We start from the raw sequence: 24,945 nt of genomic DNA on the forward strand, positions 1-24,945 counted from the left end.
ATGAAAAAACGCATTACCAGAAAATTCTGGCTGAAACTTATGAGGTTTTCGATCACACAGAGTTTGGTCATGGCGTTGCTCGCCGGCGTAGCGTATGCGCACACGAGCACTGCGCAGGAGTACCTGAACCGGCGACTGACGGTCCAGGCGGAGAACCGTGAAATCAAACGGGTGCTGGCGCATATCGAGAAGGAAACGGACGTGCAATTTGTGTACAGCTCCAATGTCCTCGAAGCGTCGAAGAAAGTGTCGATTAAAGCGGTGAATACGACGTTGGAGGAAGTGCTTTTGAAATTATTGAAACCCCTGAAAATCAAATATGAATTGTCGGGAAAGAAAATCATCCTTTCTTCCGGCGAATGGCCGGGTATGGATAACGGCTTTGTGCTTCCCGACGGTAATTCCCTGCAACTGGCACCCAAAAAGAACCTCACCGGCAAGGTAACCGACGAGAAGGGTGTTGCATTGCCGGGCGTGAATATCATCGTAAAAGGTACCCAGCGCGGGACAACGACCAATGCGGAAGGCGCTTTTCAAATAGATGTGCAGGAAGGCGACGCTGCGTTGCTGTTCAGCTTTGTGGGGTACCAGTCCAAAGAGGTGATTTTGGGAAACCAGACGAGCCTGGTGGTTTCGCTCATGCCCGAAAGCAAAGCGCTGGAAGAGGTGGTTGTAACTGCATTAGGTATTAAAAAAGCGGCCAAAAGTCTCGGTTATGCTACGGCCACCGTGCCTACCGAGGAAATGACGGTGAACCGCACGGCTAATTTCATGAATGCATTGCAGGGTAAAATGGCGGGTGTGAACATTACTTCATTAGGCTCCGGGCCGGCCGGGACGAGCAAGATCCGGATTCGCGGCCAGTCATCATTTGGCGGCAACAACTCACCATTGATCGTCGTGAACGGCGTACCGATCGATAACAGCAACTTCGGCGCACGCGGCGACGCCGCCGACAAGGGTTCGAACCGCACTTCCGACAGCGGCGATGGCCTGAGCAGCATTAACCCCGACAATATCGAATCGATGACCGTGTTGAAAGGTGCCGCCGCATCCGCATTGTACGGCTCTCGTGCGAAGGACGGGGTGATTATGATTACCACCAAAACCCGAGGCGCGGGCATTGGGATCGGCATCGAGTTCAACTCCAATTTCACGACTGAAACGCCCCTCGACTACACCGATTACCAGTACGAATATGGCCAGGGAGAAAACGGTCAGCGGCCCACGACGCCCAATCCGACATCGGGCCAATGGAGTTTCGGCGAAAAGTTTCAGCCGGGCATGACGCAGGTCCTTTTCGATGGCGTGGAAGTGCCTTATGTGCCCCAACGGCATCAGATCACCGATTATTACCGCAAAGGCAACACATTCACCAACACCATCACATTGTCGTCGGGTGGGGAATTCGGTGGTTTCAGCCTGTCGCTTTCTAATCTGGACAACAAAACCATTTTGCCGGGCTCGGGGTATCACCGCAAGACGGTTAACCTCGGTTTTACCCAAACCATGGCTAAAAAGCTGACCGTTTCGGGTAATATCAACTATTCCAACGAGGACCGTAAAAATCCGCCCAACATCGCCGAGCAGGATTACAGCCCGGTGGTGCTTTACAACATGGCCAATTCGATGCCGCTGGACCTGCTCGAAAAGTACGCGACCGACGCGAACGGCAACGAGTATGTGTGGTCGCGTTTCACGAACCGTACCAATCCCTATTTCGCATTGAAACGCTTTGAAAACGTCGAAAAAGACCGCGTTTTTGGTAACCTTTCGGTGCGGTACAGCTTCACCGACTGGCTTTACGCGCAGGTGCGGGTGGGGCAGGATTACTACTCGCGCGAGCAGGATTACAACCTGCCCACCGGTAGCCAGCGACAAGCGGCTGCACCTCAGGGATTTGTGAATGGTCAATATGTGCAGGATACGCGTTCAGTTCGCGAGCTGAATACCGATTTTCTGATCTCGGCTAACAAAACATTCGGTCGCATTGGGTTGAATATCAATGCGGGAGGCAACCAGATGTACCGTAAACTGAGCCGTCACAATGTGTTCGTGCAGGATTTTTACGTCCGCGACCTCTACACGATCGGGAATGGCCGGCAGCGCGACGCGACTTACGAAATCTCCAAAAGGCAGGTCAACTCGCTGTACGGTGCCGCCGAAGTTTCCTACAACGACTTCCTTTTCCTGAACGGTACCATCCGTAACGACTGGTTTTCAACGCTTTCGCCTGCCAACCGGAGCATTATATATCCTTCGGTAACAGCCAGTTTCGTATTCTCACAGGCATTTACAGCTTCGCTGCCGTCGTGGATTTCGTTCGGTAAAGTGCGCGTGGCCTATGCAGAGGTGGGTAGCGACACGGACGTTCAACCTTATGCGAACAATTTGTTTTACAACATTAACCCGCAACAATTTCCCAACCCGAACGGTGCAGGCCAGCCGATGGCGACTATCAATGGCTCCACCGTGCCCAATGCCGACCTCCGGCCCATGCGGGTTTCGGAAAAGGAAGTGGGTTTGGAGTTGAAATTGTTTGAAAACAGGCTGGGGCTTGATTTTACCTATTACGATAAACTCTCCTCCGACCAAATCCTGCAAGCGCAGACTTCCGACGCCTCGGGTTACCTCACCCAGCTCATCAATGTAGGTAAAGGGCGCAACCGCGGGCTCGAAATGATGGTGAATGTGGCGCCCTATCAGACCAAAAACTTCGTCTGGAACCTGAATGTCAATGCGGCCTACAATGTCACCAAAACCCTCGACCTGGGCGGTAATGTGAGCGACGCGATGATCACCGTCGGTACCGGCGACTTCACCGGCGAGCTCCGGCAAGTGGTAGGGAAGTCGATGGGCCAGCTTTACGGCTTCGGCTACCTTCGCGACGACCAGGGCCGGCAGGTTTTCGATGCGGGAAACGGTCGCCCGTTGCGTACGCCTACGCAAATCGCGTTCGGGAGCGCATTGCCGAAGTGGGTAGGGGGCATTACCAATAGTTTTAACTACAAAAACTTCTCCGCATCGGTGCTCATCGATTTCAAACTCGGGCATAAGATGATCTCCGGTACCAACCACAATGCCTGGCGGCACGGCTTGCTGAAAGAGACGCTGCCTGGGCGCGAGGCAGGCTTTGTTATCGGTGATGGGGTGAATCCCAATGGGGAGGTGAATCAAACGAAATCGGTGGTGCAGGCTTATTATGAGACCGTTCGCTCGCAGAATATTGCCGAGCAGTTTGTCTATAATGCGGGTTTATGGCAGTTGCGGCAGATCACCATCGGCTACGATTTCGCGCGGTTTTTGCCTAAAAACATCCCGTTCATCAAAGGTGCGCGGCTGAGCATTGTCTCGAACAACGTCGCGGTCCTCAAAAAATGGGTACCGACAATCCATCCCGACCAGTTCGGGTTTCCGTCCGACAACCTCATCGGGCTGGAAGCGACCGGCTTGCCCATTACCCGCAGCACGGGTTTCAATCTTAATCTGAAATTCTAAGCCATTGATTATGAAAAAGATCCTGCAAATATTAATCAGCGGCTTATGCATTTCGGTAATGCAAGCCTGCGACAGTGGTTTTGATAAAATGAATATCAACCCCATCGCCCTCACCGCCGTAAATCCCGCTTACCAGCTCAATACCACCATCGTGAACAGCGCGCCGGTTTATGGTAATCTGAGCTACGAGACGACGATCGTCAAGCAGATGATTACGCCATTCAGCGGGCAGGGATCGGCGGCGAATTTTAACCAGGATAACCGGGGCGTAACGTCGGGTAACTGGAATACCTATTACCGGAGCATTATCAAGGAACTGGCCGACGTGGTTGCGAAAACGAAGGATGATCCCGCCCGCACGAACCTGTACAATATGGCACGCATCTGGAAATCCTACGCATTTATGGTGCTGAGCGATACCTACGGCAATATTCCCTACACCGAGGCCGGTTCGGGCTTTCTGGCGGGCATTACCACACCCGCTTACGACAACCAGGAGGCCATTTATAACGACATTCTCACAGAGTTGGACGCGGCTTCCAATGCATTGGACGCTTCCAAAGCCGCTGTTTCGAGCGATGTACTTTATGGTGGTGATGTATTGAAATGGAAGAAACTGGGTAATTCGCTGTTGCTGCGTGCGGCCATGCGGCTTTCGAAAATCAACCCGGCCAAGGCTGCGGAATATGTAGCGAAAGCGGTGGCTGGCGGAGTAATGCAATCCAACCAGGATAATGCGGTGATCCGGCATACGGCCAGTTTTACAAACCCGGTAGGCAGTTCGCTGAACGGCGGGCAGTCGGCATTCTATTACCTGGACGATGAATTTGTAACCTATCTGTCGGCCAACAATGACCCGCGCCTCGCGTCCATTGCCGTGCGTTACGTAGGCGCACAAAGCGGGGCCGACCAGGTGGAAGCGAAAGCCAACCGCTCGGTGGCGGTGCAGATCGGTATGCCGCAGGGATACGATAACACGACGATCAGCGCCGATGTAGCGGCCAAAAAGCTCGCGAGCCTCTGGGATTACAGCCAGCTCGACCGTACCCGCATGGCCGCATTGACCGCACCGAGTTTCCTGGTAACCTACGCGCAAACCCAGTTGCTGCTCGCTGAGGCTGTACTGCGTAAGTGGGCTACGGGCGATGCAGCGGCATTTTATTCGGAGGGTATCAAGGCCCATATGCAGCAGTTCGCGATGTATGGCGCAAGCACGGCTATTGCGGATGCAGCCGCGAGCGCGTACGTGACCGCGCACCCGCTGCGTGCGGGCAAGGAGCTGGAAGACATCAATACGCAGTACTGGGTAGCGTCGTTCCTGATCGGCCCGGAGGCATTTGCGAACTTCCGCCGCAGCGGTTTCCCGGTTTTGAAACCCAATCCATACCCCGGCAGCGACCTCAAAACAGAACCATTTATACGCCGGCTGACCTACACCGACGCCGAATTGAACGTGAACCACGACAATGTCCAGAAGGCGATCGCCGTGCAAGGTCCCGATCTGCTCGATACGCGGGTGTGGTGGGACAAGAAATAGCATTGTATCAACCGATTTTTTGAATGAAAAACCTGAAAAAAAGACTGCAAAACGGGGAAACCCTGCACGGCTGCTGGCTCAACACCGGCAGCTCCCTCACCGCTGAGATCGTCGGACTGGCTGGCTTCGACTGGGTGCTGATAGACCTGGAACATGGCGCGGGCTCCGAAAAGGACGTGCTGTACCAGTTGCAGGCGCTCGAACATACGCCTACGGCCGCGATCGTACGTGTGGAAAGTTCGGAAAGCCAGCGCATTCACCGCGTGCTCGATATGGGTGCCGAGGGGGTAATGTGTCCCAAAATCCTGAACCCTGAAGGGGCACAAAAGCTCGTGCAGGGGCTGCATTACCCGCCGTTTGGAGGTCGAGGAGTAGCAAAAATGGTGCGGGCGACGGGTTTTGGTCAGCATTTTCAGGAGTATTATGACAACAGCCAGGCCAATATCCTGGGCATCGCGCAGATCGAAACCGTCGAAGTGCTCAACCACCTCGATGCCGTGGCCAGTACCGATGGTGTGGATGTCCTGTTCATCGGCCCGGCCGATCTTTCAATGGAACTTGGCATTTTCGGTCAGTTCGATCACCCGAGGTTCCGGGAAGCTGTTCGGGAAACGTGCGAGGCCGCCCGGAAAGCAGGGAAGGCGGTGGGAATCCTGTTTTTTAATACCAGTGATTACACGGCCTACCACGAGCTGGGCATCCGTTTCATCGCCTGCGGCTCCGACGCCACGTTCGTCGCGGAAGGTGCCCGCACGATGGCCAAAAAGCTGAACGAACTCCGTCCACCATTCTAAACCTGACCATTCATGACTCTCATGACAGTTCTTTTCAGCGACCCGCTCTTCATCCTCCTTATAGGCGTAATTATCGTGGTAGGAGGCATTATTTTCCTGCAATTACACCCGTTTCTGGCGCTTATCCTGGCGGCATTCGTGGTAGCGCTGCTTACGCCCGCGGCGTCCATCGAGGCATTTGCCATTGCAAAGGGCTCGTCACCGGAAGCTGCGGCGGCATTGGCCAAAAAGAGTATCGGTGAGCGCATTGCCACGGAGTTTGGCAGTACCTGCGGCAAAATCGGCATCCTGATCGCCATGGCGGCGATTATCGGCAAGGCGATGCTCGAAAGCGGTGCGGCGGAGCGCATTGTACGCTCGATGCTGGCGGTGACCGGCGTGAACAATGCGCCGTTTGCATTCCTGGTGAGCAGCTTTTTTCTCGGTGTTCCGGTGTTTTTTGATATCGTGATTTTCCTGATGATCCCGCTGGCGAAAGCGGTGAGTATGCGCATTGGGAAGAACTACCTGCTGCTGGTACTGGCCATTACGGGCGGTGCGGCTATGGCCAATTCGTTTGTTCCGCCGGCTCCCGGGCCATTGTTTTTGATCGGTGAAATGAATATCCCGATCGGCATGATGATGGCTGGGGGGACACTACTGGGGCTGATCACGATCACGGCCGGTTTCCTGTTTGCCAAATGGGCTAATGCCAAATGGCCGGTAGCGCTCCGCGATTCGCTGGATGCGAAGCTGGACGATATCCGCGCATTGGCCGAAAAGGATGATAGGGAGCTGCCTCCGCTGTGGTTTTCGCTGCTGCCGGTCACTTTTCCGCTGGTGTTCATTTGCCTGGATAATATCCTGAGATCGATGATCAAATCGGGTGCGTTCGTGCCTGAATCTTCGCTGGCGCATTTTCTGGTAGACTTTGTGGCATTGGTAGGGGATAAAAACATCGCATTGGTTACCGGCGGACTCATTGCCCTCGTGTTGCTGGCTGTGCAGAAAAAGCGGAGTAAGGATGGTATCTCGGCATTCGTGCAGGCTGCATTGATGAGCGGGGGCGGTATTATCCTCATTACCGCATCAGGCGGAGCATTCGGAGGGGTTTTGCAGCAAACGGGTATCAGTTCGCGCATTGCCGCGCTTACCGCCGACTACCAGATGACGCTCATTCCGCTCGCATTCGTGATCAGCGCGGTGGTGCGTACGGCGCAGGGCTCGGCTACGGTGGCGCTCATCACAGCTTCCGGCATTCTGTCGGGGATGGCCACGAGCGCCCATTTGGAATACCACCCATTATACCTCGGCCTGGCAATCGGCTGCGGCTCGAAGCTCGTGCCATGGATGAACGACGCCGGTTTCTGGATTATAGTCAAAATCAGCAACCTTACGGAAAAGGAGGCATTGAAAACCTTTTCGCCCATGTTGGTGGTGATGGGTTGTGTCGGCCTGGTGGTGCTGATGATCGCGGCGCGGGTATTTCCTTTGGTTTAAGTATTTCAAAAACAGATAGTTAGTTTAAAAATATAGTTTATTGAAATGGAAAAAATTGGTTTTATAGGACTGGGTATCATGGGTAAGCCAATGGCTCTCAATTTGTTGAAAGCGGGCTTTCCCGTGGGTGTGCTCGCGAGCAGCCAGGCGTCGGGTATATTGAAGGACGCGGGCGCGGAAGTCTGGCCGGACGCCGCGGCATTGGCGGCAGGAAGCGACATTGTCATCACCATGCTGCCCGATTCGCCGCAGGTGGAAGAGGTGGTCAATAGCGGCGTTCTGGCCGATATTCGCACCGGAAGTTTGTTTATCGATATGTCCACCATAGCGCCGCTCGTTGCCCGCCAACTCTTCGAAAGCATGCAGGCAAAAGGCGTGGAAGCCTTGGATGCGCCGGTTTCGGGCGGGCAGGTTGGGGCGGAGGGCGCTACGCTGTCCATTATGGTGGGTGGTAATGCGCCGGCCTTTGCGTGGGCATTGCCGGTGTTCCAGGCGATGGGCAAGAATATCGTGCACATCGGCGAGGCGGGGGCCGGACAAACGACCAAGGCTTGCAACCAGATGATCGTCGGGCAGACGATCCAGGCTGTTGCCGAGGCATTTACATTAGCGCAGAAAGCTGGGGTAGATCTTGCTAAAATGCGGGAAGTGCTGCTGGGAGGTTTCGCCCAAAGCCGCATTCTGGACCTGCACGGCCAGCGGATCATCGACGGTAATTTCAAACCCGGTTTTAAAATCAAACTACATCAGAAAGACATCAACATCGCGCTCCAAACCGGCGGCGAACTTCAACTCACGTTGCCAGGCACCGAAACCGTCGCAAAGCAAATGCAGGCAGCCATGCAGCAGGGCAACGGCGAGCTCGACCACAGCGCGCTGTTCCTCGCATTGAAAGATTGACAGGTTACGATTATTCAACTTAACCGATTTCAGATCATGAAAAGACATCAGTTTGTGAAAGTGCTCGCCACCGGCTCGGTAGGAGCGGCGGTAATAGCCGAAAGCGAAGCCAGGGCCGTGCCCGGTGCGGCATCCAAGCCGGAACCTAAGAAGGTTTTGATGAAAGTGGGCTGCCAGTCGGGTGGTACCACCGTCGAAAACCTCGAATTTAAGGCACGTCACGGTGTTTACAACATCGATGGCGGCGCACCGAAAATCATCGAAGGCAAAGGCTGGGACCTCGACGACTCCATGCGCAAACGTGAGGCTTGCGAGAAATACGGCATCAGCCTCGACGCCTACCACTGGCCGCTGGCTTCTTCGGGGATCGACAAGGCGATTTTTCCCAATGTAATGCTCGGCAAAAGCCCCCAGCGCGACCGCGAAATCGAGCAATTGCAGCAAATGATCATGGTCGCGGGCAAGACCGGCGTGCCGCTTTTGAATTACAATACCACCATTCTCCCCGTACTGCGCACCGGTCGGACTACGGATCCAAAGCGTGGTAATGCCACTTACAGTACCTGGAATTACGAGGAAGCATTGAAACAGAATCATCCCAAAACCATCGCGGGCGACGTGAACATTGACATGATGTTCGAACGCATTACCTACCTGCTCGACCGCTGCCTGCCCGTGGCCAAAGAATACAAAGTGAAGCTCGGTAACCACATTGCCGATCCGCCGACGCCCGTTGGCTACCGCGGCATTACGCGTTGGAACAGCCCGGATGTGTTTGCGGGCATCAAGCGGTTCGCGCAGCTGTACGACAGTCCGTGGCATGGCTTCAACTTCTGCATCGGCTCCATTGCAGAGGGTTTGAAGGACCCCAAATCCGAGATTTTGCCCATTATCAAGTGGGTAGGCGACCGGAAACAGATCTTCAATATCCATTTACGCAACATCAAAGGAGGCTGGAACAACTTCCAGGAAGTATATCCCGATAACGGCGATATGAACTTCCTGCATTGCGTCCGCGCGCTGCGCGATGTCGGTTTCGACGGCATGGTCATGCCCGACCACGTCCCTCACCACGAAGCCCCAGGCTCTACCGCCGAAGCGTTTGCATTCAGTTACGGGTATATTAAAGGGCTCATTCAGGCCGCTGCTGACGAGGCGGGGGCGTGATGGAATGAGGGAATGTGTGAATGAGTGAATGAGTGAATGTGTGAATGAGCCGCCGTGGAACGGGGAATGAGTGAATGAATTTCGAATGACCGAATGATTGAATGATTGAATAGGCAAAATTCAGTCAGGCGATCGTCTTGAAAATATTCGTTCAACATCTCAAACGCCATCCGCTATTTAGACAAACAGTTAGTTATTACTTAATTTTAATTCACTCATTCCCCGTTCCACGGCGGCTCATTCAATCATTCAATCATTCAATCATTCAATCATTCAAAATTCACTCATTCACTCATTCACTCATTCACTCATTCAAAATTACCATGTCCCGCATTAGCGAAATCCACATTACCCCGATCGCCATCGTCGATCCGCCGCTGTTGAATGCTGCCGGGCTGCATGCGCCTTATGCGCTGCGCACGGTGGTCGAAATCGTGACGGATGACCGAATTCCAGGCATCAGTGAAATACCGGGCAACAGCGATATCGATGCCGCGCTTGAAGAGGCCAAGGCATTGCTGATCGGTCGCGACCCATTCAATCTCAACGTGATCCGGCAAGTGTTGACCGAGCATTTCGGTACCGAATCGGCCGCCGCGCGGGGGGATGCGCCCTGGGATCAGAGGAAGCTGGTGCATATTTTCAGTTCGGTGGAAGTGGCTTGCCTTGATATTATCGGCAAGATCACCGGCCGGCCGGTCGTAGATTTGCTGGGAGGTAAAATGCGGGATAGGGTGCCGTTTTCGGCTTATTTGTTTTATAAATATGAAGGCGCGGGCGGCCCGCTGGAGTTCGGTACCGATCCGGGTGCCACTGGTTGGGCGGCCGCACGCCAGGCCGCCGCGCTGGACCCCGCGAGTATCGTGGAGCAGGCGCGGGCGATGTGCGGGGAGTTTGGTTTTCAGTCGATAAAATTAAAAGGCGGTGTTTTTGAGCCGCGTGTCGAAGTCGATTCGATGCTCGCGTTGCACAAGGCATTCGGCCCCAATGTGCCGCTGCGCGTCGACCCGAATGCGATTTGGGAAGTGGAAACGGCGATCCGTTACGGGCGCGAGCTGAAAGGCATTCTCGAATACCTCGAAGATCCCGTGCGCGGGCAGGAGAATATGGCGAAGGTGCGCAAGGAGCTGGGCATTCCGCTCGCGACCAATATGTGTACCACTTCTTTTGGGGACATTCCACGGGCGATCGAGCTGCATTCCGAAGACATTATCCTCAGCGACCATCACTTTTGGGGCGGTTTGCGGGCGTCTATGAACCTTTCGGCCATTTGTGAGACGTTCGGCCGGGGCCTTTCCATGCATTCCAACAGCCATTTGGGCATTTCGCTGGCGGCGATGGTGCATCTTGGCGCGGCGTTGCCCGATGTGCCCTACGCATTGGATACGCATTACCCCTGGCAAAGCGACGAGGTGATCGTCGGCGGGCGCATTCAGTTCGAGGAAGGCAGCGTGAAAGTGCCGACGGGTCCCGGACTGGGCGTGGAACTGGATCGCGAGGCGCTCAAAAAACTGCATCAGAACTACATCGCCTGCGGTCTTAAAAAACGCGACGATGAAGTTGAGATGCAGAAGAAAGTGCCCGGCTGGAAGTTTAAAGCGGTGCGTTGGTAATCAATATTTAGCCATCATTTTATCGAAAACCTGGCGCTGTTGATGCAGGGATCCGATCTTGTCGTCGGGGTTGGTGTGGCATTCCAGCAGTACCCAGCCTTTGTAATCCATTTTAGCCAGGTTGTCGATGAGTTCAGGGTAGGGGTAATCGGTACGGTCGAGCTCGCGAACGTGGCAGGTATCGCCGAAATACTTTTTGACCAGATCGAAATTGGACTGGAAGCCCTGTCCGTTCAGGTCCTGCTTGTTGCAGTTCCAGCATATTTTGGCGTTGCGGTGATCGGCATAATCCATGATTTTGCGGATGTTGGGCAGCTCCTGGGTTTCTTCGCCATGCACTTCGAGCCGCAATTGCTGACCGAAATCGGCCGCATAACCTGCTAAGCCGCGCAATGCGAGCCCTATTTGTTCCAAAGTCTTTTCGGTCGGAACTTCCTTGTGCAGTGCATTGGGTTTTACTTTCACGCCCGTACCGCCGATGTCCGCGCCCAGGCGGATGAACTCTTTCGTGCGTTCGATCGACGCTTTCAACTTGTCCTGATCGGGGTAATCATATTGCTGATTGGTACCGAGCCCTACGATTTTCACGGGGCTGTCGGCGAACTGCTGCTTCACTGCTTTTCGCTGCTCGGGTGTAAGATCGGGCATAACCTTGTGCGCATGTTCTACGCGCAGCTCCACACCGGTAATGTGCGTATCCGACAGGTTTTTGATCAAAGTTGGCACATCCCAATCCTTTCCCCAGAGGTACGTGACAAACCCGAGCTGCATTTTGGGTTTTTTCCAATGAAGTGGTTCAGCCCCTGTGAAGTCCGGAAGCAATGCTGCACCGGCAGCGATGGATAGGTTTTGAAGAAAAGTCTTTCTGTCGATATGCATAGGAAGCCGGTTTGGTTGGTTACAAACGCTTTAAGCCGGCTTCCGGCCAATTCTACCGTTTGGCAGCCTGCTCGATCAGGAAATCCAGTGCAGGCTGTTCGGTTAGCGGCGCTGCTTTGATTTCGTCGCCGAGCAGGATCATTTGCGGCGCGTTAGGGTTAAATGCAGGCCATTGCGGCAGTCCGGCACCATTGGGGTTGCCTGTTTTTACAAAATTGACCCAGTACGCGGACATGATATGGGCGATTTGATCGTCGGTAGCGTCCAGCGGCCGCAATGCGCGGTCGATGAAGCGGAGGTTGTCGTACGCATACGCGACCTCGCCCGTGTGAAACGCGCCATACTGCGCATAAACGCCGGTTGCGGGCAGCTTACGCGTGAAGCGGTAGAGGTATGCGCCCTTGTTTTGCTGCGCCTGTGCCACCGCCCACGAGTAGTTTTGCATGCCGTAGCTCATGTCGCGGGCCAGTTCATTCTGGGAATGCGCAGCTTCGGTGTCGGTCTGCGCGGGGTAATGTTGAAAGAATGTCTGGGCAATGGGGCCGTATTGCTGGTTATATTGTGCCTGAAAATCAGTGGCATTCTTTGGTTTCGCGACCGCATTTTCGTTCTGGTTCCAGCCGGTAAGCAGCGCAATGGGGTTTTGTTTGCCAGCCTTGTAAATGGCCGAAACCGATTCCGGGAGTATTAATCCGTCCGTAATCGGTCCGCGGTACGTCGTGATTTGCTTTAATATCTCCTCAGCGGGCACTTTGCGCAATGCGGCCAGGGAAGTTGCATTCAGCTTTTCGCCTGCCTGCACGCCAGCGTCTTCCGCCTGTTTTAAGGAAGGATAATTTCTGCCAAAACCAGCCCCGCTTTCCGCAATCGCTTTATTAAAAAGACCCTTCGCCTGCGGGCTTACCACGAGGCAGTTGACGCTCATAGACCCTGCCGACTGACCTGCGATAGTTACATTTTCAGGATCACCACCGAATTGTGCGATGTTCTTTTTGACCCATTTCAAAGCTGCGATCTGATCCATCAAACCGTAGTTGCCGGACGCATTTTTGCCGGATTCCTTAGTCAGTTCCGGATGCGCGAAAAAACCAAATGCGCCCACACGGTAATTGATACTTACAAAAACGACCCCTTTTTTGGCAGTCGCTTCACCATCGTAAATGGCGCATCCCGCACCGCCGCTCACGAAGCCGCCGCCATAAATCCATACTAATACCGGTTTTTTAGTGGTCGTCTTGCCTTGCTTTTCCGTCCAGACGTTCAGGTAAAGGCAATCTTCGCTTATAGGCGTTTTGGGGATCAGAAATTCTGCACTCCACATGCTGAACGGCACCGGCTCACCTTGTACCGGGCTAGCTCCGAACTTATCGCAAACCAGCACGCCGCTCCACTTTTTTACCGGTTGAGGAGCCTTCCACCGCAAATCCCCCACAGGGGGCGCAGCGAATGGAATACCTTTGTAAATGCTCACCCGGCCGTCGGAACTGGCTGTTCCTGAAACCTTCCCGCCTTCGACACGCAACGTATCGGCAGCGAGTGAGACAAAATGCAGGCTGGCGAGAACAGCAAGCAGCACGAGACAGCGAAGGGAAAATGCGCGTAGAATCATTCCTGATCTTAATGAAGTTTACAGCGCAAGTTCGATTTTATTTTTGACATGCTTGCTTTCCTGCTCACGAATAGCCGTGTCCTGCATCAGCTCCACCTCCTTTGATTTTTGTACCAATCTAAGCCACCACGAAGCCGGTATCAGGCCATTCGAATGCAATTCGAGCCTTACCAAAAACTCTTTCGGCGGTGTGCGGTGGCCATTCATGTATTGGCTGAGGACATAAGGCTTCACATCCACGTCTTCCGCAAATTCCTTGTCTTTTTTGTTTTGGGCACGAATGTATTCGCTGAGGAAATACTCGAAGTTCCAATGCTTCTGCGGATCGATCTGATCGATATAGTTGAGGATCTGGTACTTGATTGCCAGCATTCTGGATTGTTTTACCTCTTCCGGCGTACGATTAGCTATTTCCCGTTGGCGCATCTCACGGAATTCCTGTAAATCCTTTTCTGCCTGCTCGACGTCGTCAGGGTGAATAGGGAATACAAATGCATCCGCTAATTCTTCCAGTGTATATTGCTCAAATAATTTTTTAATAACTTTCAGCTCTCTCTTGGTCGCTACTCTCATAATATTTATCGATTAGAATTTTAGAATTGTCTGTGCTCGAAAACATGCAGGTACCAGTATTTCTGAAACCGTACTTCTCCCGATAAACCTTTATTAAATAAGTTTTTGGGACCAAACATACAAAGCCATCGAAATCTGACTCGAATGAGATTTTACAGACAAAAGCCAGCAAACTTCCTGCGATTCTGTCCAACCTTTTTCCGACGCCCATATGCTCTTTTGCATTGGCGATCAATCTCACCTTAACCGCGCATTCGTCACGGCTGCGTTCGATCGACACAACCCCGACAATTTCAGCTGTCGCGTCAATCCGCAGCCCATATACTTCAAAATCAAGCTCTTTATTCCACTTAAAATGGAATCTGTTGCCCTTGTGGACCAACATTACCTCTTTCCTTGAAAGCCTGCTGATCGTCGCCGGCAGCCTTTCGCCGGTCAGTTTGTCATCTAAATAGTACCCCATAAAAATACAAAAAGTTTACGGATTTGGTAAACATTTTACCAGTTTTTAACACTCAGTTAGACGGCGTCTTAATGGATTGGTAACGGCATTTGAGGAACCATTTCTTTATCGGTCGGTTTTGTCAGATTAACGGAATGTGAAATTGAAGGAGCAGCCAGTCGTGGCCGGTTAAATGAGCTGCTGTTCTGTCTTTTGTTTGAAAAATTGATTTAAAAAAATGTCTGAAATAGATCGTCGGGAATTTCTTAAAATGTCCGCGGGAGCTGCGGGTGCCGGGGCTGCATTGAATTTGCTGCCGCCATTGATCCGTAAAGCTTTGGCTGTCAAGGCGTACAATCCCACGAAGTCCATCCAGGATGTGCAGCATGTGGTGATCCTCATGCAGGAGAACCGGTCTTTCGATCACTATTTCGGCGCAATGCGTGGCGTGAGGGGCTTTGGCGACCGGTTTCCCATTCCGCTAGCAAGCGGCAAGCGGGCATTTGTGCAGTCGGATGGGAAGCGGGAGTATTCTCCTTACCGTGCGGATAAAAAGACGGTCAATGCGGCGCTGGTGAATGGAACACCGCACGATTTTCCGGATACACAGGCCGCGTGGAACCAGGGCAAATATGGCTACTGGCCGATGTTCAAGACGCCGTATTCGATGGCCTACTACACGCGGGAGGAAATTCCTTTTCAGTATGCCTTGGCAGAGTCGTTCACCATTTGCGATGCCTACCATTGTTCCATCGCCACAGGTACCGATCCGAACCGGATTGTTTTCTGGTCGGGCTCGAATTTCGACCCGGAGAAGCGGGCGGCCGGCATCAACTGTACCGACGCCGATTCGGAGCCTGTGAACCTGCGTTGCTGGGTGGAAGGTAAGTTGCCCGATCCGGGTTATACCTACCGTGGCAATGCATTTAAATGGGATACGATTCCCGATGTTTTGCAAAAAGCAGGCATTAGCTGGCGCATTTACCAGGACCCGAACGACAACTGGACGGGAGCCATGCACGGCTGCCTTGCATTCGATAGCTTCCGTAATGCCAAACCCGGCTCGCCGGTTTATGAAAACGGCATGAAGCACTGGTCGATCCAAGATTTGACGGAGCACGTTAAAAATAAGACATTACCGCAAGTGAGCTGGGTGTTGCCCTCGCAAAGCAACTCCGAGCATCCGAGCGGACCGTCGAGCCCGAACCGCGGAGGCGATTTTACGCACCAGGTACTGGCTGCCGTTACCGCAAATCCCGAAGTTTGGAGCAAAACCGTTTTCTTTCTCACTTTTGATGAAAATGATGGCCTTTTCGACCACCTTCCCGCGCCGGCTGTACCTTCCTATAATGCAGACGGCTCGCTGGCAGGCAAGTCGACGATCGATCTGGCGGGAATGTATTTCAACAACGATAAAGGAACTTCGGAATTCCCTAATCCCTTCCACGAAGCCAGCATGAAAAAAGGCGGGCCGGTTCGGACGCGCATTTACCAGGACAAGCGTGACACGATCAGCGGCAATATTCGCCCCTGGGGCATGGGGCCACGCGTGCCGATGTACATCATTTCGCCATGGAGCAAGGGTGGCTGGGTCAATTCCGAGGTGGCCGATCATACTTCGGTAGGCCAGTTTCTCGAAAAGCGGTTCAATATCAACATTCCGGCGATCAGCCCGTGGCATCGTTCGGTAAGCGGCGACCTCACATCTGCATTTGATTTTGTTACGCCCAATGATCCCGTGTTCCCGGCATTACCGGATACCGCCAACTATGCGAGCATTGAAGAAGCATCCAAATTGCTTCCCAAAGCCACCGCGCCCGGGTCGCCCGGACCATTGTTTCAGGAAAAGGGCACTCGCTACTCCCGCGCGCTCCCGTATCGCCTGCATACACATGCGAAGGCAGTTTCGGGCAAAATTGAGCTGTTATTTGAAAACAAAGGCAGTGCGGGAGCCGTATTTCACGTTTACGACCTCAAACACCTCGACCGCATTCCGAGGCGCTACACGGTGGAGCCTGGAAAATCGCTTTCGGACGAATGGATGGTTGTCTCCGCACCAGAGGAATATGCATTAGAGGTATTCGGGCCCAATGGCTATTTTCAACGTTTTTCCGGAAGTGCTTCTGCGGACGAGCCGGAAGTAAGAATGAATTGTGATTACCGCAAAGGCGTGGTGCATTTGGAATTACAAAATACAGGTAAATCCGCGACGGACGTAACGGTGGTAAATGTTTATAATCCATCAAAACCAATGCGCGTGAATGTGCCGGCGGGCAAAAAAGTATCAAAAGAATGGCTTTGTGCTAACCACAGCAATTGGTACGACCTGACCGTTCAGCTTCAATCGAATGCCGCCTACCAACGCCGCTTTGCCGGAAGGATAGAAACCGGTAAAAACGGCATCAGCGATCCGGCGATGGCAACGGATATTTGAAAACCGAAAAGGCTACCCGTCGCAACGGGCAGCCTTTTGGAGTGTGTGTTAATGAATGATCAGGATTTAGGAATAGTAGCGTTATGCGTCGAAAAGCAGTGGAAAAAACTGTCCTTTTAATTTTTCTCCTTTCGGAATGACGGGTACTCCGTCGAGTAGTGTTGTGTTAGTGTCGGATAAGGTACCGTCGGCAAAAACATTGATCACAAATGCACGCCGTGAGCGTTCCGAACGGTTTTCATACGATCCATGTACCATCAGCGGATGGTGGAAAGTCCCGTAACCGCGCTTCATTTCGATCGGGACCGGTTTGAACTCGGCTTTTTGCTCGTCGGTAAGATATTGCATGAGCCCTTCCATGTCCCCGGCCAGTTCCGGCTTGTCGAGCAGGCCCCAGCGGTGGCTTTTGGGTACATAATAAAGGCAGCCATTCTCCACCAGCGAATCGTCCAGACCCGTCCAGCAGGTAAGGTGCTGCATGGGCACAGAGCGCGTCCAGTAAGAATAATCCTGGTGCCAAGCCACCACACCGCCATGCCGCGCAGGTTTACAAAAAAGCTGATCGTGCCAGAACCGCACTGCTTTATCACCAAGCAACTGACTGGCGGCCATCACGAAAGCCGGGTTCCAGAGCACATCATGGAAGCCTTCGGTAACACGCCAGGCACCGAGGGCATGCAAAAGCACCGCATTCGGATCAATCGATTCGTTAGAGTGAAATTCGTAATATAAATGGTGACCAGGATTGGAAGGGTCGGTAGCAGCGACGAGCTCCTCGTTCAGCGCATCCACTTGCCAATCTTCGAGCAACTTAATGTTGGACAGATAGCCGTTTTCATGAAAAAATGCCACCTGGTCGTCGCTAAGGCGGTATTGTTCCCATTCCTCCCGGCTGGCAGGCTGCCTGAACAGCTCGGACACTAACTCGTGATGCAGGGAGAAGTCCCTCGTTGCCACTTCCATGATTTCTTGTTCGGGATTAGTTTTAGCATTGCAAATATGAGCGATGTTATCTTTTAACTTGGTTGCTGATTTTGACTAATAACTAACTTATTTTGTATTAATATTGAGGTGTAACTTTGTAATATTTGCTAAATAGGGTATAATAAAGCCACATAGGGTCCATGAAAGCACAATTTGAAGCATTTCAGCCGCTGCCTGATTCCTCGTTCCGCATATTCTGGTACGAGGTCGCCGAGTTTGACGCGCCCTGGCATTACCACCCTGAATATGAGCTCACGGTGATCCTCCAAAGCGAGGGAATTCGCTATGTGGGTAATAGTATGGAGAGCTTCGAGGCAGGTGACCTGGTACTGCTCGGTCCGAACCTGCCGCATTGCTGGAAGAACACTCCCGACAGCGCAGGCCCGGCGAGTTCGATCGTCGTGCAATGGCCGGGTGAGTTTATGGGAAATGGCTGGCAGGATGTCGAGGAGTTCAAGTCGGTGAAGCGTTTGCTGCAACTGGCCGGGCAGGGGATCCGATTCGGTCAGGACGTCTCGGCGCGTGTTACACCAATGCTGGCGGAAATGCTGGAAATGCAGCCATTTCCCCGCCTGATGAAGTTCCTGGAAGTGCTCGAACTGCTCGCTGCCGTGAAAAACTGCCATTTCCTTTGCGAACAGGGGTTTGCATATCCACTTAACTACGAGGATAACCAGCGCATTAACACTGTTTACAATTACATCCGGGAGCATTATGCCGGGCACATTACCCTGGCTACCCTTTCCAGCCTCGTATGTATGAGCGAGGAGTCTTTCTCCCGCTTTTTCAGCCGGACTATGCAAAAGCCGCTTTTTACCTTCCTCAACGAGTACCGCATCAACATGGCCTCGAAAATGCTGATCGAAACCGATATGCAGGTTGCCGAGATCAGTTTCGCCTGTGGCTACGAGAGTCCGCCGTTCTTTTTCAGGCAGTTCCGCAAGTTCGGCGGCATGACGCCCGCCGCCTACCGGAAGCAGTTCAGGACCATGGAAGCCGGAGGATAAAGCATCAGAAGCGATACCACGACGCGCTTGCGGACAGACGACTGGAAAGTCTGGATTGACGGCTTCTACCGGGCCTTCGCAAACGTCTTCAGCAACTTCGCGTCGAACGTTACGTCTACCGCCGGGCCGCCTGAGGCCGACTGGTCGAACTTCAATGTGCCGGCGAGGTGCTCGGGTGTGTCGGTCGTCAATGTCAGAAATTCATTTTGCGCGGTGCCGGAGTATTGTACGAGCTGGTTGTTCAGGCTGATCCAGTAAAGCAACCGCGGCGCGGCGTCGAGATCTACCTGGATGCCTTCAATGTATTGATCCACACAATTCATCGCACCGCACGACTTGATTTTATCGTCGAGCGCATTGGTCGTGAAAATCAGGCGGCGGATCTTTTTGCCGCTGTCGAAGCCGTCGGGGCCGGCGATGAAAACGGCGGATTTAATGTTCATATCGAACGATTTGCTGCCGGTTTTGTATGCCAGCTTGCCCTTGCCGACATCGGTCCGGGTTATGAAAGAGAGCAAAATCAATGCAGCAACGGTAAGCAGCAAACGGGTACCGGTTGCGGGAAAGCGGAAATGTGTTTTCATAGGGAGGTGCATTTTGAGATTTGGTAAAAGTTAGGAAAAAACGACGGCTTATTTGCGCATTAGTACCAGTCCGAATACCGATTGATAGCCATAATTGGAATATTCAGAGTAAATACTTGAAAAAAAGTACTTAGACGAGTAGTAAATCGGGGTGAAGTACCTGTAATCTGTATATCCATTTCCTAAATCAAATAATCACGTACATGGAAAAAAAGAATACCGTTCAAGAGCAGCCTTCTTCTTCGCGGAGGGATTTCATTAAAGTGGCGGCCGGCGCCGCCGCGGGCGTGATGATCGTCCCCCGCCACGTGTTGGGCAAAGGCTTTGTGGCACCGAGCGATAAAATTACCGTGGCAGCGGTAGGCGCGGGCGGAAAAGGAACTTCCGACATTGCCAATTTCTTCAAAAGCGGTAAAGCCAATATCGGCTACCTGTGCGATGTGGACGACAGACGTGCAGCCACCTCCGTTAAGAACTTCCCACAAGCCAAGTATTACAAAGACTGGCGGGAAATGTTTGAGAAAGAATCCAAGAGTTTCGACGCGGTATCCGTTTCGACACCCGACCACACGCACGCGGTGGTGGCCATGGCGGCTATGCAAATGGGCAAGCACGTGTACGTACAAAAACCGATGACGCACGATATTTACGAAGCGCGGATGCTTACCGAAGCGGCGGCGAAATACAAAGTCGTGACGCAAATGGGTAACCAGGGATCGTCGGGTGACGGCGTGCGCCAGTTGCACGAATGGCACGATGCCGGCATTATCGGTAATGTGCATACGGTTTACATCTGGACCAACCGCCCGATCTGGCCGCAAGGTATTCCCTGGCCGACCGACAAGCCAGCCGTTCCGAAAGAGCTCGACTGGAATTTGTGGCTCGGTACGGCACCTTACAAAGATTATGTGGACAACCTCATCCCTGGAAGTTGGCGCGGATGGTGGGATTACGGTACCGGCGCATTGGGTGACCTTGGTTGCCACCTTATGGAAGCCCCATTCCGTATCCTCGACCTGAAATATGCATTGGATATGCAAGCGAGCGTAGGAAGCGTGTTTACGGCATTTGGCAAGCGCGGTATCTTCCCCGACAGCTGCCCGCCATCGAGCCACGCCACGCTCACATTCCCGAAAACGTCCAAAACAAAAGGACAGGTAACCATGCACTGGATGGACGGCGGTATCAAGCCTGAACGTCCGGAAGAGCTCGGTGCGAACGAATTGTTCGGGGATGGTAACAGCGGTATCCTTTTCGTGGGTACCAAAGGCAAAATGATGGCTAGCGAATATGCGGCAAATCCCCGCCTGTTGCCGCTCTCGCGCATGGAGGAAGTGAAAGTGAAGCAGAAATTCGCACGTGTACCCGGCTCGGCCGACGGCCACTATGCGCAATGGGTGGAAGGATGTATCGCAGGATATGGTAAAATGGAGCTCAGCTCGCCGTTCGAAAAAGCGGGCCCGCTCACAGAGGCGATCCTGATGGCGAACCTCGCGATCCGCGGTGCAGATATGCCGAAACCACGCGCCACGGGCAACGGTTTCGACTATCCGGGATCGAACCTGAAAATGCTTTGGGATTATAAAAACATGAAGGTTACTAACTTCGACGACGTCAACCAGTGGGTAAAACGGAACTACCGCGAAGGTTGGAGCCTGGGAGTTTAAAAGTAAATAAGCAATGCAAAAAGCCCTTCTGTGAAAGCAGGAGGGCTTTTTGGCTTAATGCAAATGCATTTCAACTATATTTTGAACAGCTTTTTAGCATTGTCATAAAGAATTTTCCGCTCTACTTGCTTCGAAGCAGCGAGCTTCCTGATCTCCGCGATTGTTTGCGAACCCTGGCATTTTGCTCCCGAACCAATATGATCGTCACAATCGCTGCCGTAGAGGAGCTTGTCCTGGTGCCGAGTCAGGAACTCACGGGCGTGGTCTTCGTCGCGCGTCATGGAAAGGAGGCCGGAGCCTGCGGACATGTCGCCGAACATGTTCGGGTAATCACTTAACAGCCTGTCGGTGAGGCCGCCGCGTATGACTTTGGTTTTGGGATACAAAATACTTTGATCCGAATGATTTTTATCGATATTAGCCCACCAGGTTTGTGCGTGACCGATAAAATTCACCTTCGGGTATTTTTCAAGCATTTTCGGGAAACGCTCGAAATTGTAATTGAACATTTGAAACTGCCAATGCATCAGCACCGGCACGTTATGTTCTTCGGCCAGTTTGTAAATACGCTGCATTTCCTTAGAATCGCAATCCACCCCGAATTTCAGCTCGCCGATCAGGCGGCCGCCCAGTTTCAGGTATTTTTCAATTTCCTGCACGGCGTCGGGCAGGTCGGGGACTTCATTGGAACCGAAAGTAAACTCGCCGGGATATTTTTGAGCGATGCCGTAACAAGCTTCATTCCCTGCACATTGCGCTTGCAAGCCATTCGTTTTTCCCTGATGCGTGGACGTCCCGAATGCGGGCGTGCCCGCAGGTAGGAGGATCGTATGCGTGATGCCCATCGCCCGCTGGTGCATTACGAGCACGTCATCCGGGCGCGCGGCGTAATGCACATGCTGATGAATATCGATGATTGGTTCCGGAGTGGATACTTCCCGAGTGGATACTTCCGGACTATCATTCACGACCAACTCATGCCCACCCATGACAATCCCCGGCAACACCGCAGCCCCAACGCCCAAAACGGCACTGTTTCTCAAAAAATCCCGACGGCTAAACAGCTTTTCCTTCATATGCCAGATGATTTAAACCCGTGGAGCCCAATAAGTACAATGCCCTTCCGGATTAACCGGCCCCGTAAAAAGCAGGCACCCGCCACATTCCTTTCCTTCCTGCGCCGGAACCCACAATTTGCAATTATCGCACTGGCTATCCGGCATTGGCGATTTATTGGTATAACCCAGCGATTTCCGTTTCTGCACATCGACGGGATCGACGCCGGTGAGGTCTTCGCACGGGTCGGCAGGCGGGGTTGCAGCCTTCGCTGCGGCTGGTTTTTTCGTCGGCGCGCATTGCGTGTATACCAGACCGCCTATCGCCAGCGCGCCCGTAGCCAGGCTATTTTTCAGGAAGCTCCGCCGGTTTGAAATAGTAAGCATACAGTCGTGATGGTGAATGGTCGGATATTTCCTTTTGGCTCAATTGATATTCAGTACTTTTCTAAGTTCGGCCACATGCCGCTTCACGATTTCAGGTCCATTATCTTCCAGTTTTTTCAAGTTTTTAGATACAGATTTCTCTGCCTCCCGCTTGTTCGGCGATTTTCGCACACCCTTGAAAAGCCCCGAAAGCGCAGCTACCGCCCATTCTTTGCCTTGAAGTTTGGTATTGAGCATTTCCAATAGCTCAGCCATTTCATTTTTCTCGTTCCGGAATCCGGTTATGTAGGCGTAGTCATCGATGAATTGTAGTTTACCGGGAGAAGGTGTATTGAAGAAATTGTTTCTCTCAACAAGTAACCGGAGCATTTCAGGTGAGGAACCTGCTTTCGAGCTGAGTATACCCAGCCGCCAGGAGGCATTTTCGGTATATTTTTCAGCGCATCCTGCCAGTCCCGTCAGGGCCTCTTTACCAGCGAACTGGCCGGTGCTGAGGCAAGCCTGATAAGCTACCTGCGGAGCGGCATCCTTTGTGAGCGCGATAATGTCCGGGAGAAATGCGGGGTACTTTTCGGCCAGGATTATGGCATGTTCGCGTACCCCGGCGTGCGTGTCGCCCAATGCTTTTTTGACGATCGCTTCATTCAACCCGTCGAGGGCTTCCAGCGTGTAGATTGCGTGAAGTCGCGTCCTGGGGTCGGCGTGCGTGACGGCCATTTGCTGCAAGGCGGCAATGACGGATTTGTCCTGTTTTTCAACCAGAATCCGTTGCGCATTCAGCCGCCACCATTGGTTGGGGTGTGAGAGCAGGGCTGTGAGTTCTGCGGGCGTTTTGGAATGCAGGTCGGGTAGGGTAACGGGTCTTTTCTCACCTGCTTTCGGAAAAACGCGCCATATGCGGCCATATTGCTCGCCATTGGCAAAGTCCATGTCCTTTTTGAGGTCTTCGGGAATGGAAACGGGCGTTTCAATGTGCTGGCGGTACATGTCGATTACGTACAGGTATCCGTCCGGCCCGGTTGTCAGGTTAGCGGGGCGGAACCACGGGTCGGTGGAGGCCAGAAACTCGCGGTCTTTTTCACCCTCGGCACGGGTGGCGGTGAATGCAGGCGAGCCGTCGGTGGTTTTGATCACATCGCGGTGAATTAGGTTGCCGGCCACGTCGCCGGTGAAAATGTTACCCCTGAACGCCTCCGGAAAGCCGTCGCCGCCATAAAAAGTACCGCCCGAGGCACCCGTGAAATGGTCGCGGGCCCATTCGGTAAGACCGGTTTTGAGCGAATCGAACTTGGCCTGCCGGCGGTCGCTCCGTTGCTGGCGCCAGTACGGTGTGGCCGATTTCTGGAACATTTCCAGCTCGTGATCCGAGATATTCACGTCGCTGCGAAACGAGGGCAGGTGGTTATGCCGGTGCAGGTAACGCCACGCGATGGGCGATTGTTGAATATGCAATGTGTTTTGCGTATAAAACCGATGCCCCCATTCGTCCACCGCCAGCCCGAACTGCCCGCTGCCGGATTCTGCCTCGAACAGCTTTTTATCCAGCCTGAACCTGAAACTACCGCCGGCTACATTCAATGGCGGTGCATCGGGCCGAAGCGGCGAGGTGATCATTCCGGCCTGGCCGTTGTTATTTGCGTAAATCCAGTTGTCGACCCCGTAACGCATGCTGGTGATCTGCGCTTCGGAATTTTTGGCAAAAAAACCGGTGAACAAAACTTCCCGGGAATCGGCCTTGAAATCGCCGTTGGTATCGCGCAGCAGCAGGATATCCGGCGCAGCGCATACGATGAGGCCGTCTTTGTAGGGTAAAACACTGGTAGCGCTGGGCAGGCCGTCCGCGAAAACATAAGATTTGTCGATTTTGCCATCGCCGTCGGTGTCTTTCAAAAGGCGGATGCGGCCTTTGAAGCGACCCGGCTGCGCGTCGTACGGATAATCGCCCATTTCCACAACGAATGCATTGCCCAACGCGTCGAAGACGAGGTCCACGGGCGAAAGCACATCGGGTTCGGTGGCAAACGGTTCGATGGCGAATTCCTCCCGGAGCTGGATTGTTTTGGCCGATTCGGTCGGAGTAAGGGCTTCGGTGTACCGTTTCTGCGCCAGGGCATGAACGGAAAGCAAAGTCAGAGCGGATACTGCAATGGATTTGAGCTGCATCATTGCAAGAAAGGTTTAGGAAGTTCGACGCGTGTACGTGCACGATTGTTTATCAAGATAGAAATTCATCTTTCGACAAGCAAGCCTGTTGAAGAAGTTTGATTTGTCAGGTAGTATTTCGAAGAAGAAAGTCAGTATAAAAGTGGTAACGATTCGAAGTAACTTAAAGGCAT

Annotated in this window: 19 protein-coding genes; 10 read left to right on the forward strand and 9 right to left on the reverse strand. The window is 53.0% G+C overall.

All coding sequences use genetic code 11. From position 1 onward, the window contains the following. The 7 genes from BLQ88_RS31770 to BLQ88_RS31800 all read left to right on the forward strand — a co-directional run bounded on the left by BLQ88_RS31770 (position 1) and on the right by BLQ88_RS31800 (position 10,988). On the forward strand, positions 1-3,498 hold the full coding sequence (locus BLQ88_RS31770; RefSeq protein ID WP_090157053.1) for a SusC/RagA family TonB-linked outer membrane protein: 3,498 nt from the start codon (positions 1-3) through the stop codon (positions 3,496-3,498). A 10-nt stretch (positions 3,499-3,508) separates the two neighbouring features. Next, the gene (locus BLQ88_RS31775; RefSeq protein ID WP_090157054.1) at positions 3,509-5,035 is read left to right on the forward strand and encodes a SusD/RagB family nutrient-binding outer membrane lipoprotein; all 1,527 of its coding nucleotides are present in this window, start codon (positions 3,509-3,511) and stop codon (positions 5,033-5,035) included. A gap of 23 nt (positions 5,036-5,058) precedes the next feature. Then, positions 5,059-5,829 (forward strand): HpcH/HpaI aldolase family protein, encoded by a 771-nt coding sequence (locus BLQ88_RS31780; RefSeq protein WP_090157055.1) that lies wholly within the window; start codon positions 5,059-5,061, stop codon positions 5,827-5,829. Positions 5,830-5,841: 12 nt separating this feature from the next. Beyond that, positions 5,842-7,308: a GntP family permease gene (locus BLQ88_RS31785; protein WP_176885173.1), complete on the forward strand. Its 1,467-nt coding sequence runs from the start codon at positions 5,842-5,844 to the stop codon at positions 7,306-7,308. A 45-nt stretch (positions 7,309-7,353) separates the two neighbouring features. After that, on the forward strand, positions 7,354-8,208 hold the full coding sequence (locus tag BLQ88_RS31790; protein ID WP_090157057.1) for an NAD(P)-dependent oxidoreductase: 855 nt from the start codon (positions 7,354-7,356) through the stop codon (positions 8,206-8,208). Positions 8,209-8,244: 36 nt separating this feature from the next. Next, the gene (locus BLQ88_RS31795) at positions 8,245-9,375 is read left to right on the forward strand and encodes a mannonate dehydratase (RefSeq protein WP_090157058.1); all 1,131 of its coding nucleotides are present in this window, start codon (positions 8,245-8,247) and stop codon (positions 9,373-9,375) included. Between the two features lie 323 nt (positions 9,376-9,698). Beyond that, complete coding sequence (locus BLQ88_RS31800) at positions 9,699-10,988, forward strand: enolase C-terminal domain-like protein (RefSeq protein ID WP_090157059.1); 1,290 nt, start codon at positions 9,699-9,701, stop codon at positions 10,986-10,988. Here BLQ88_RS31800 and BLQ88_RS31805 read toward each other — a convergent pair whose 3' ends face one another. From BLQ88_RS31805 to BLQ88_RS31820, 4 genes are read right to left on the reverse strand one after another with little or no spacing between them, the layout of a single operon-like run. Further along, complete coding sequence (locus BLQ88_RS31805; RefSeq protein WP_090157060.1) at positions 10,989-11,867, reverse strand: sugar phosphate isomerase/epimerase family protein; 879 nt, start codon at positions 11,865-11,867, stop codon at positions 10,989-10,991. 52 nt (positions 11,868-11,919) lie between these two features. Further along, positions 11,920-13,476, reverse strand: a complete 1,557-nt coding sequence (locus BLQ88_RS31810; protein ID WP_090157061.1) for a carboxylesterase/lipase family protein — start codon at positions 13,474-13,476, stop codon at positions 11,920-11,922. Positions 13,477-13,494: 18 nt separating this feature from the next. Continuing rightward, positions 13,495-14,049: a hypothetical protein gene (locus tag BLQ88_RS31815; protein WP_090157062.1), complete on the reverse strand. Its 555-nt coding sequence runs from the start codon at positions 14,047-14,049 to the stop codon at positions 13,495-13,497. Continuing rightward, the gene (locus tag BLQ88_RS31820) at positions 14,012-14,512 is read right to left on the reverse strand and encodes a hypothetical protein (RefSeq protein WP_090157063.1); all 501 of its coding nucleotides are present in this window, start codon (positions 14,510-14,512) and stop codon (positions 14,012-14,014) included. The genes BLQ88_RS31815 and BLQ88_RS31820 overlap by 38 nt, the downstream gene beginning before the upstream one ends. A 217-nt stretch (positions 14,513-14,729) precedes the next feature. Here BLQ88_RS31820 and BLQ88_RS31825 point away from each other — a divergent pair, with 217 nt between their 5' ends. Then, a complete protein-coding gene (locus tag BLQ88_RS31825) occupies positions 14,730-16,925 on the forward strand; it encodes a phosphocholine-specific phospholipase C (protein ID WP_090157064.1) in 2,196 nt (731 codons plus the stop codon). A gap of 81 nt (positions 16,926-17,006) precedes the next feature. Here BLQ88_RS31825 and BLQ88_RS31830 read toward each other — a convergent pair whose 3' ends face one another. Then, complete coding sequence (locus tag BLQ88_RS31830) at positions 17,007-17,888, reverse strand: phytanoyl-CoA dioxygenase family protein (protein ID WP_090157065.1); 882 nt, start codon at positions 17,886-17,888, stop codon at positions 17,007-17,009. A gap of 161 nt (positions 17,889-18,049) precedes the next feature. Between BLQ88_RS31830 and BLQ88_RS31835 the strand changes: the two genes are divergently transcribed. Continuing rightward, entirely contained in the window at positions 18,050-18,916 is an 867-nt protein-coding gene (locus tag BLQ88_RS31835; RefSeq protein ID WP_090157066.1) for an AraC family transcriptional regulator, read from the forward strand. Positions 18,917-18,981: 65 nt separating this feature from the next. On the opposite strand, the gene BLQ88_RS31840 is transcribed toward BLQ88_RS31835, so the two are convergent. Next, positions 18,982-19,500, reverse strand: a complete 519-nt coding sequence (locus BLQ88_RS31840; protein WP_090157067.1) for a hypothetical protein — start codon at positions 19,498-19,500, stop codon at positions 18,982-18,984. A 203-nt stretch (positions 19,501-19,703) separates the two neighbouring features. On the opposite strand from BLQ88_RS31840, the gene BLQ88_RS31845 reads away from it, so the two are divergent. Then, positions 19,704-21,167 carry a Gfo/Idh/MocA family protein gene (locus BLQ88_RS31845; RefSeq protein WP_090157068.1) on the forward strand — a complete coding sequence of 488 codons (1,464 nt, stop codon included), beginning with the start codon at positions 19,704-19,706 and terminating at the stop codon, positions 21,165-21,167. Positions 21,168-21,241: 74 nt separating this feature from the next. On the opposite strand, the gene BLQ88_RS31850 is transcribed toward BLQ88_RS31845, so the two are convergent. The 3 genes from BLQ88_RS31850 to BLQ88_RS31860 are packed head-to-tail and all read right to left on the reverse strand — an operon-like array spanning position 21,242 to position 24,775. After that, on the reverse strand, positions 21,242-22,243 hold the full coding sequence (locus tag BLQ88_RS31850; RefSeq protein WP_090157069.1) for an amidohydrolase family protein: 1,002 nt from the start codon (positions 22,241-22,243) through the stop codon (positions 21,242-21,244). 12 nt (positions 22,244-22,255) lie between these two features. Continuing rightward, positions 22,256-22,609, reverse strand: a complete 354-nt coding sequence (locus tag BLQ88_RS31855; protein ID WP_090157070.1) for a high-potential iron-sulfur protein — start codon at positions 22,607-22,609, stop codon at positions 22,256-22,258. 39 nt (positions 22,610-22,648) lie between these two features. After that, the gene (locus BLQ88_RS31860; protein WP_090157071.1) at positions 22,649-24,775 is read right to left on the reverse strand and encodes a PVC-type heme-binding CxxCH protein; all 2,127 of its coding nucleotides are present in this window, start codon (positions 24,773-24,775) and stop codon (positions 22,649-22,651) included. Positions 24,776-24,945 lie beyond the last annotated feature (170 nt).

The organism is Dyadobacter soli (assembly GCF_900101885.1).
Taxonomy (GTDB): Bacteria; Bacteroidota; Bacteroidia; order Cytophagales; family Spirosomataceae; genus Dyadobacter; species Dyadobacter soli.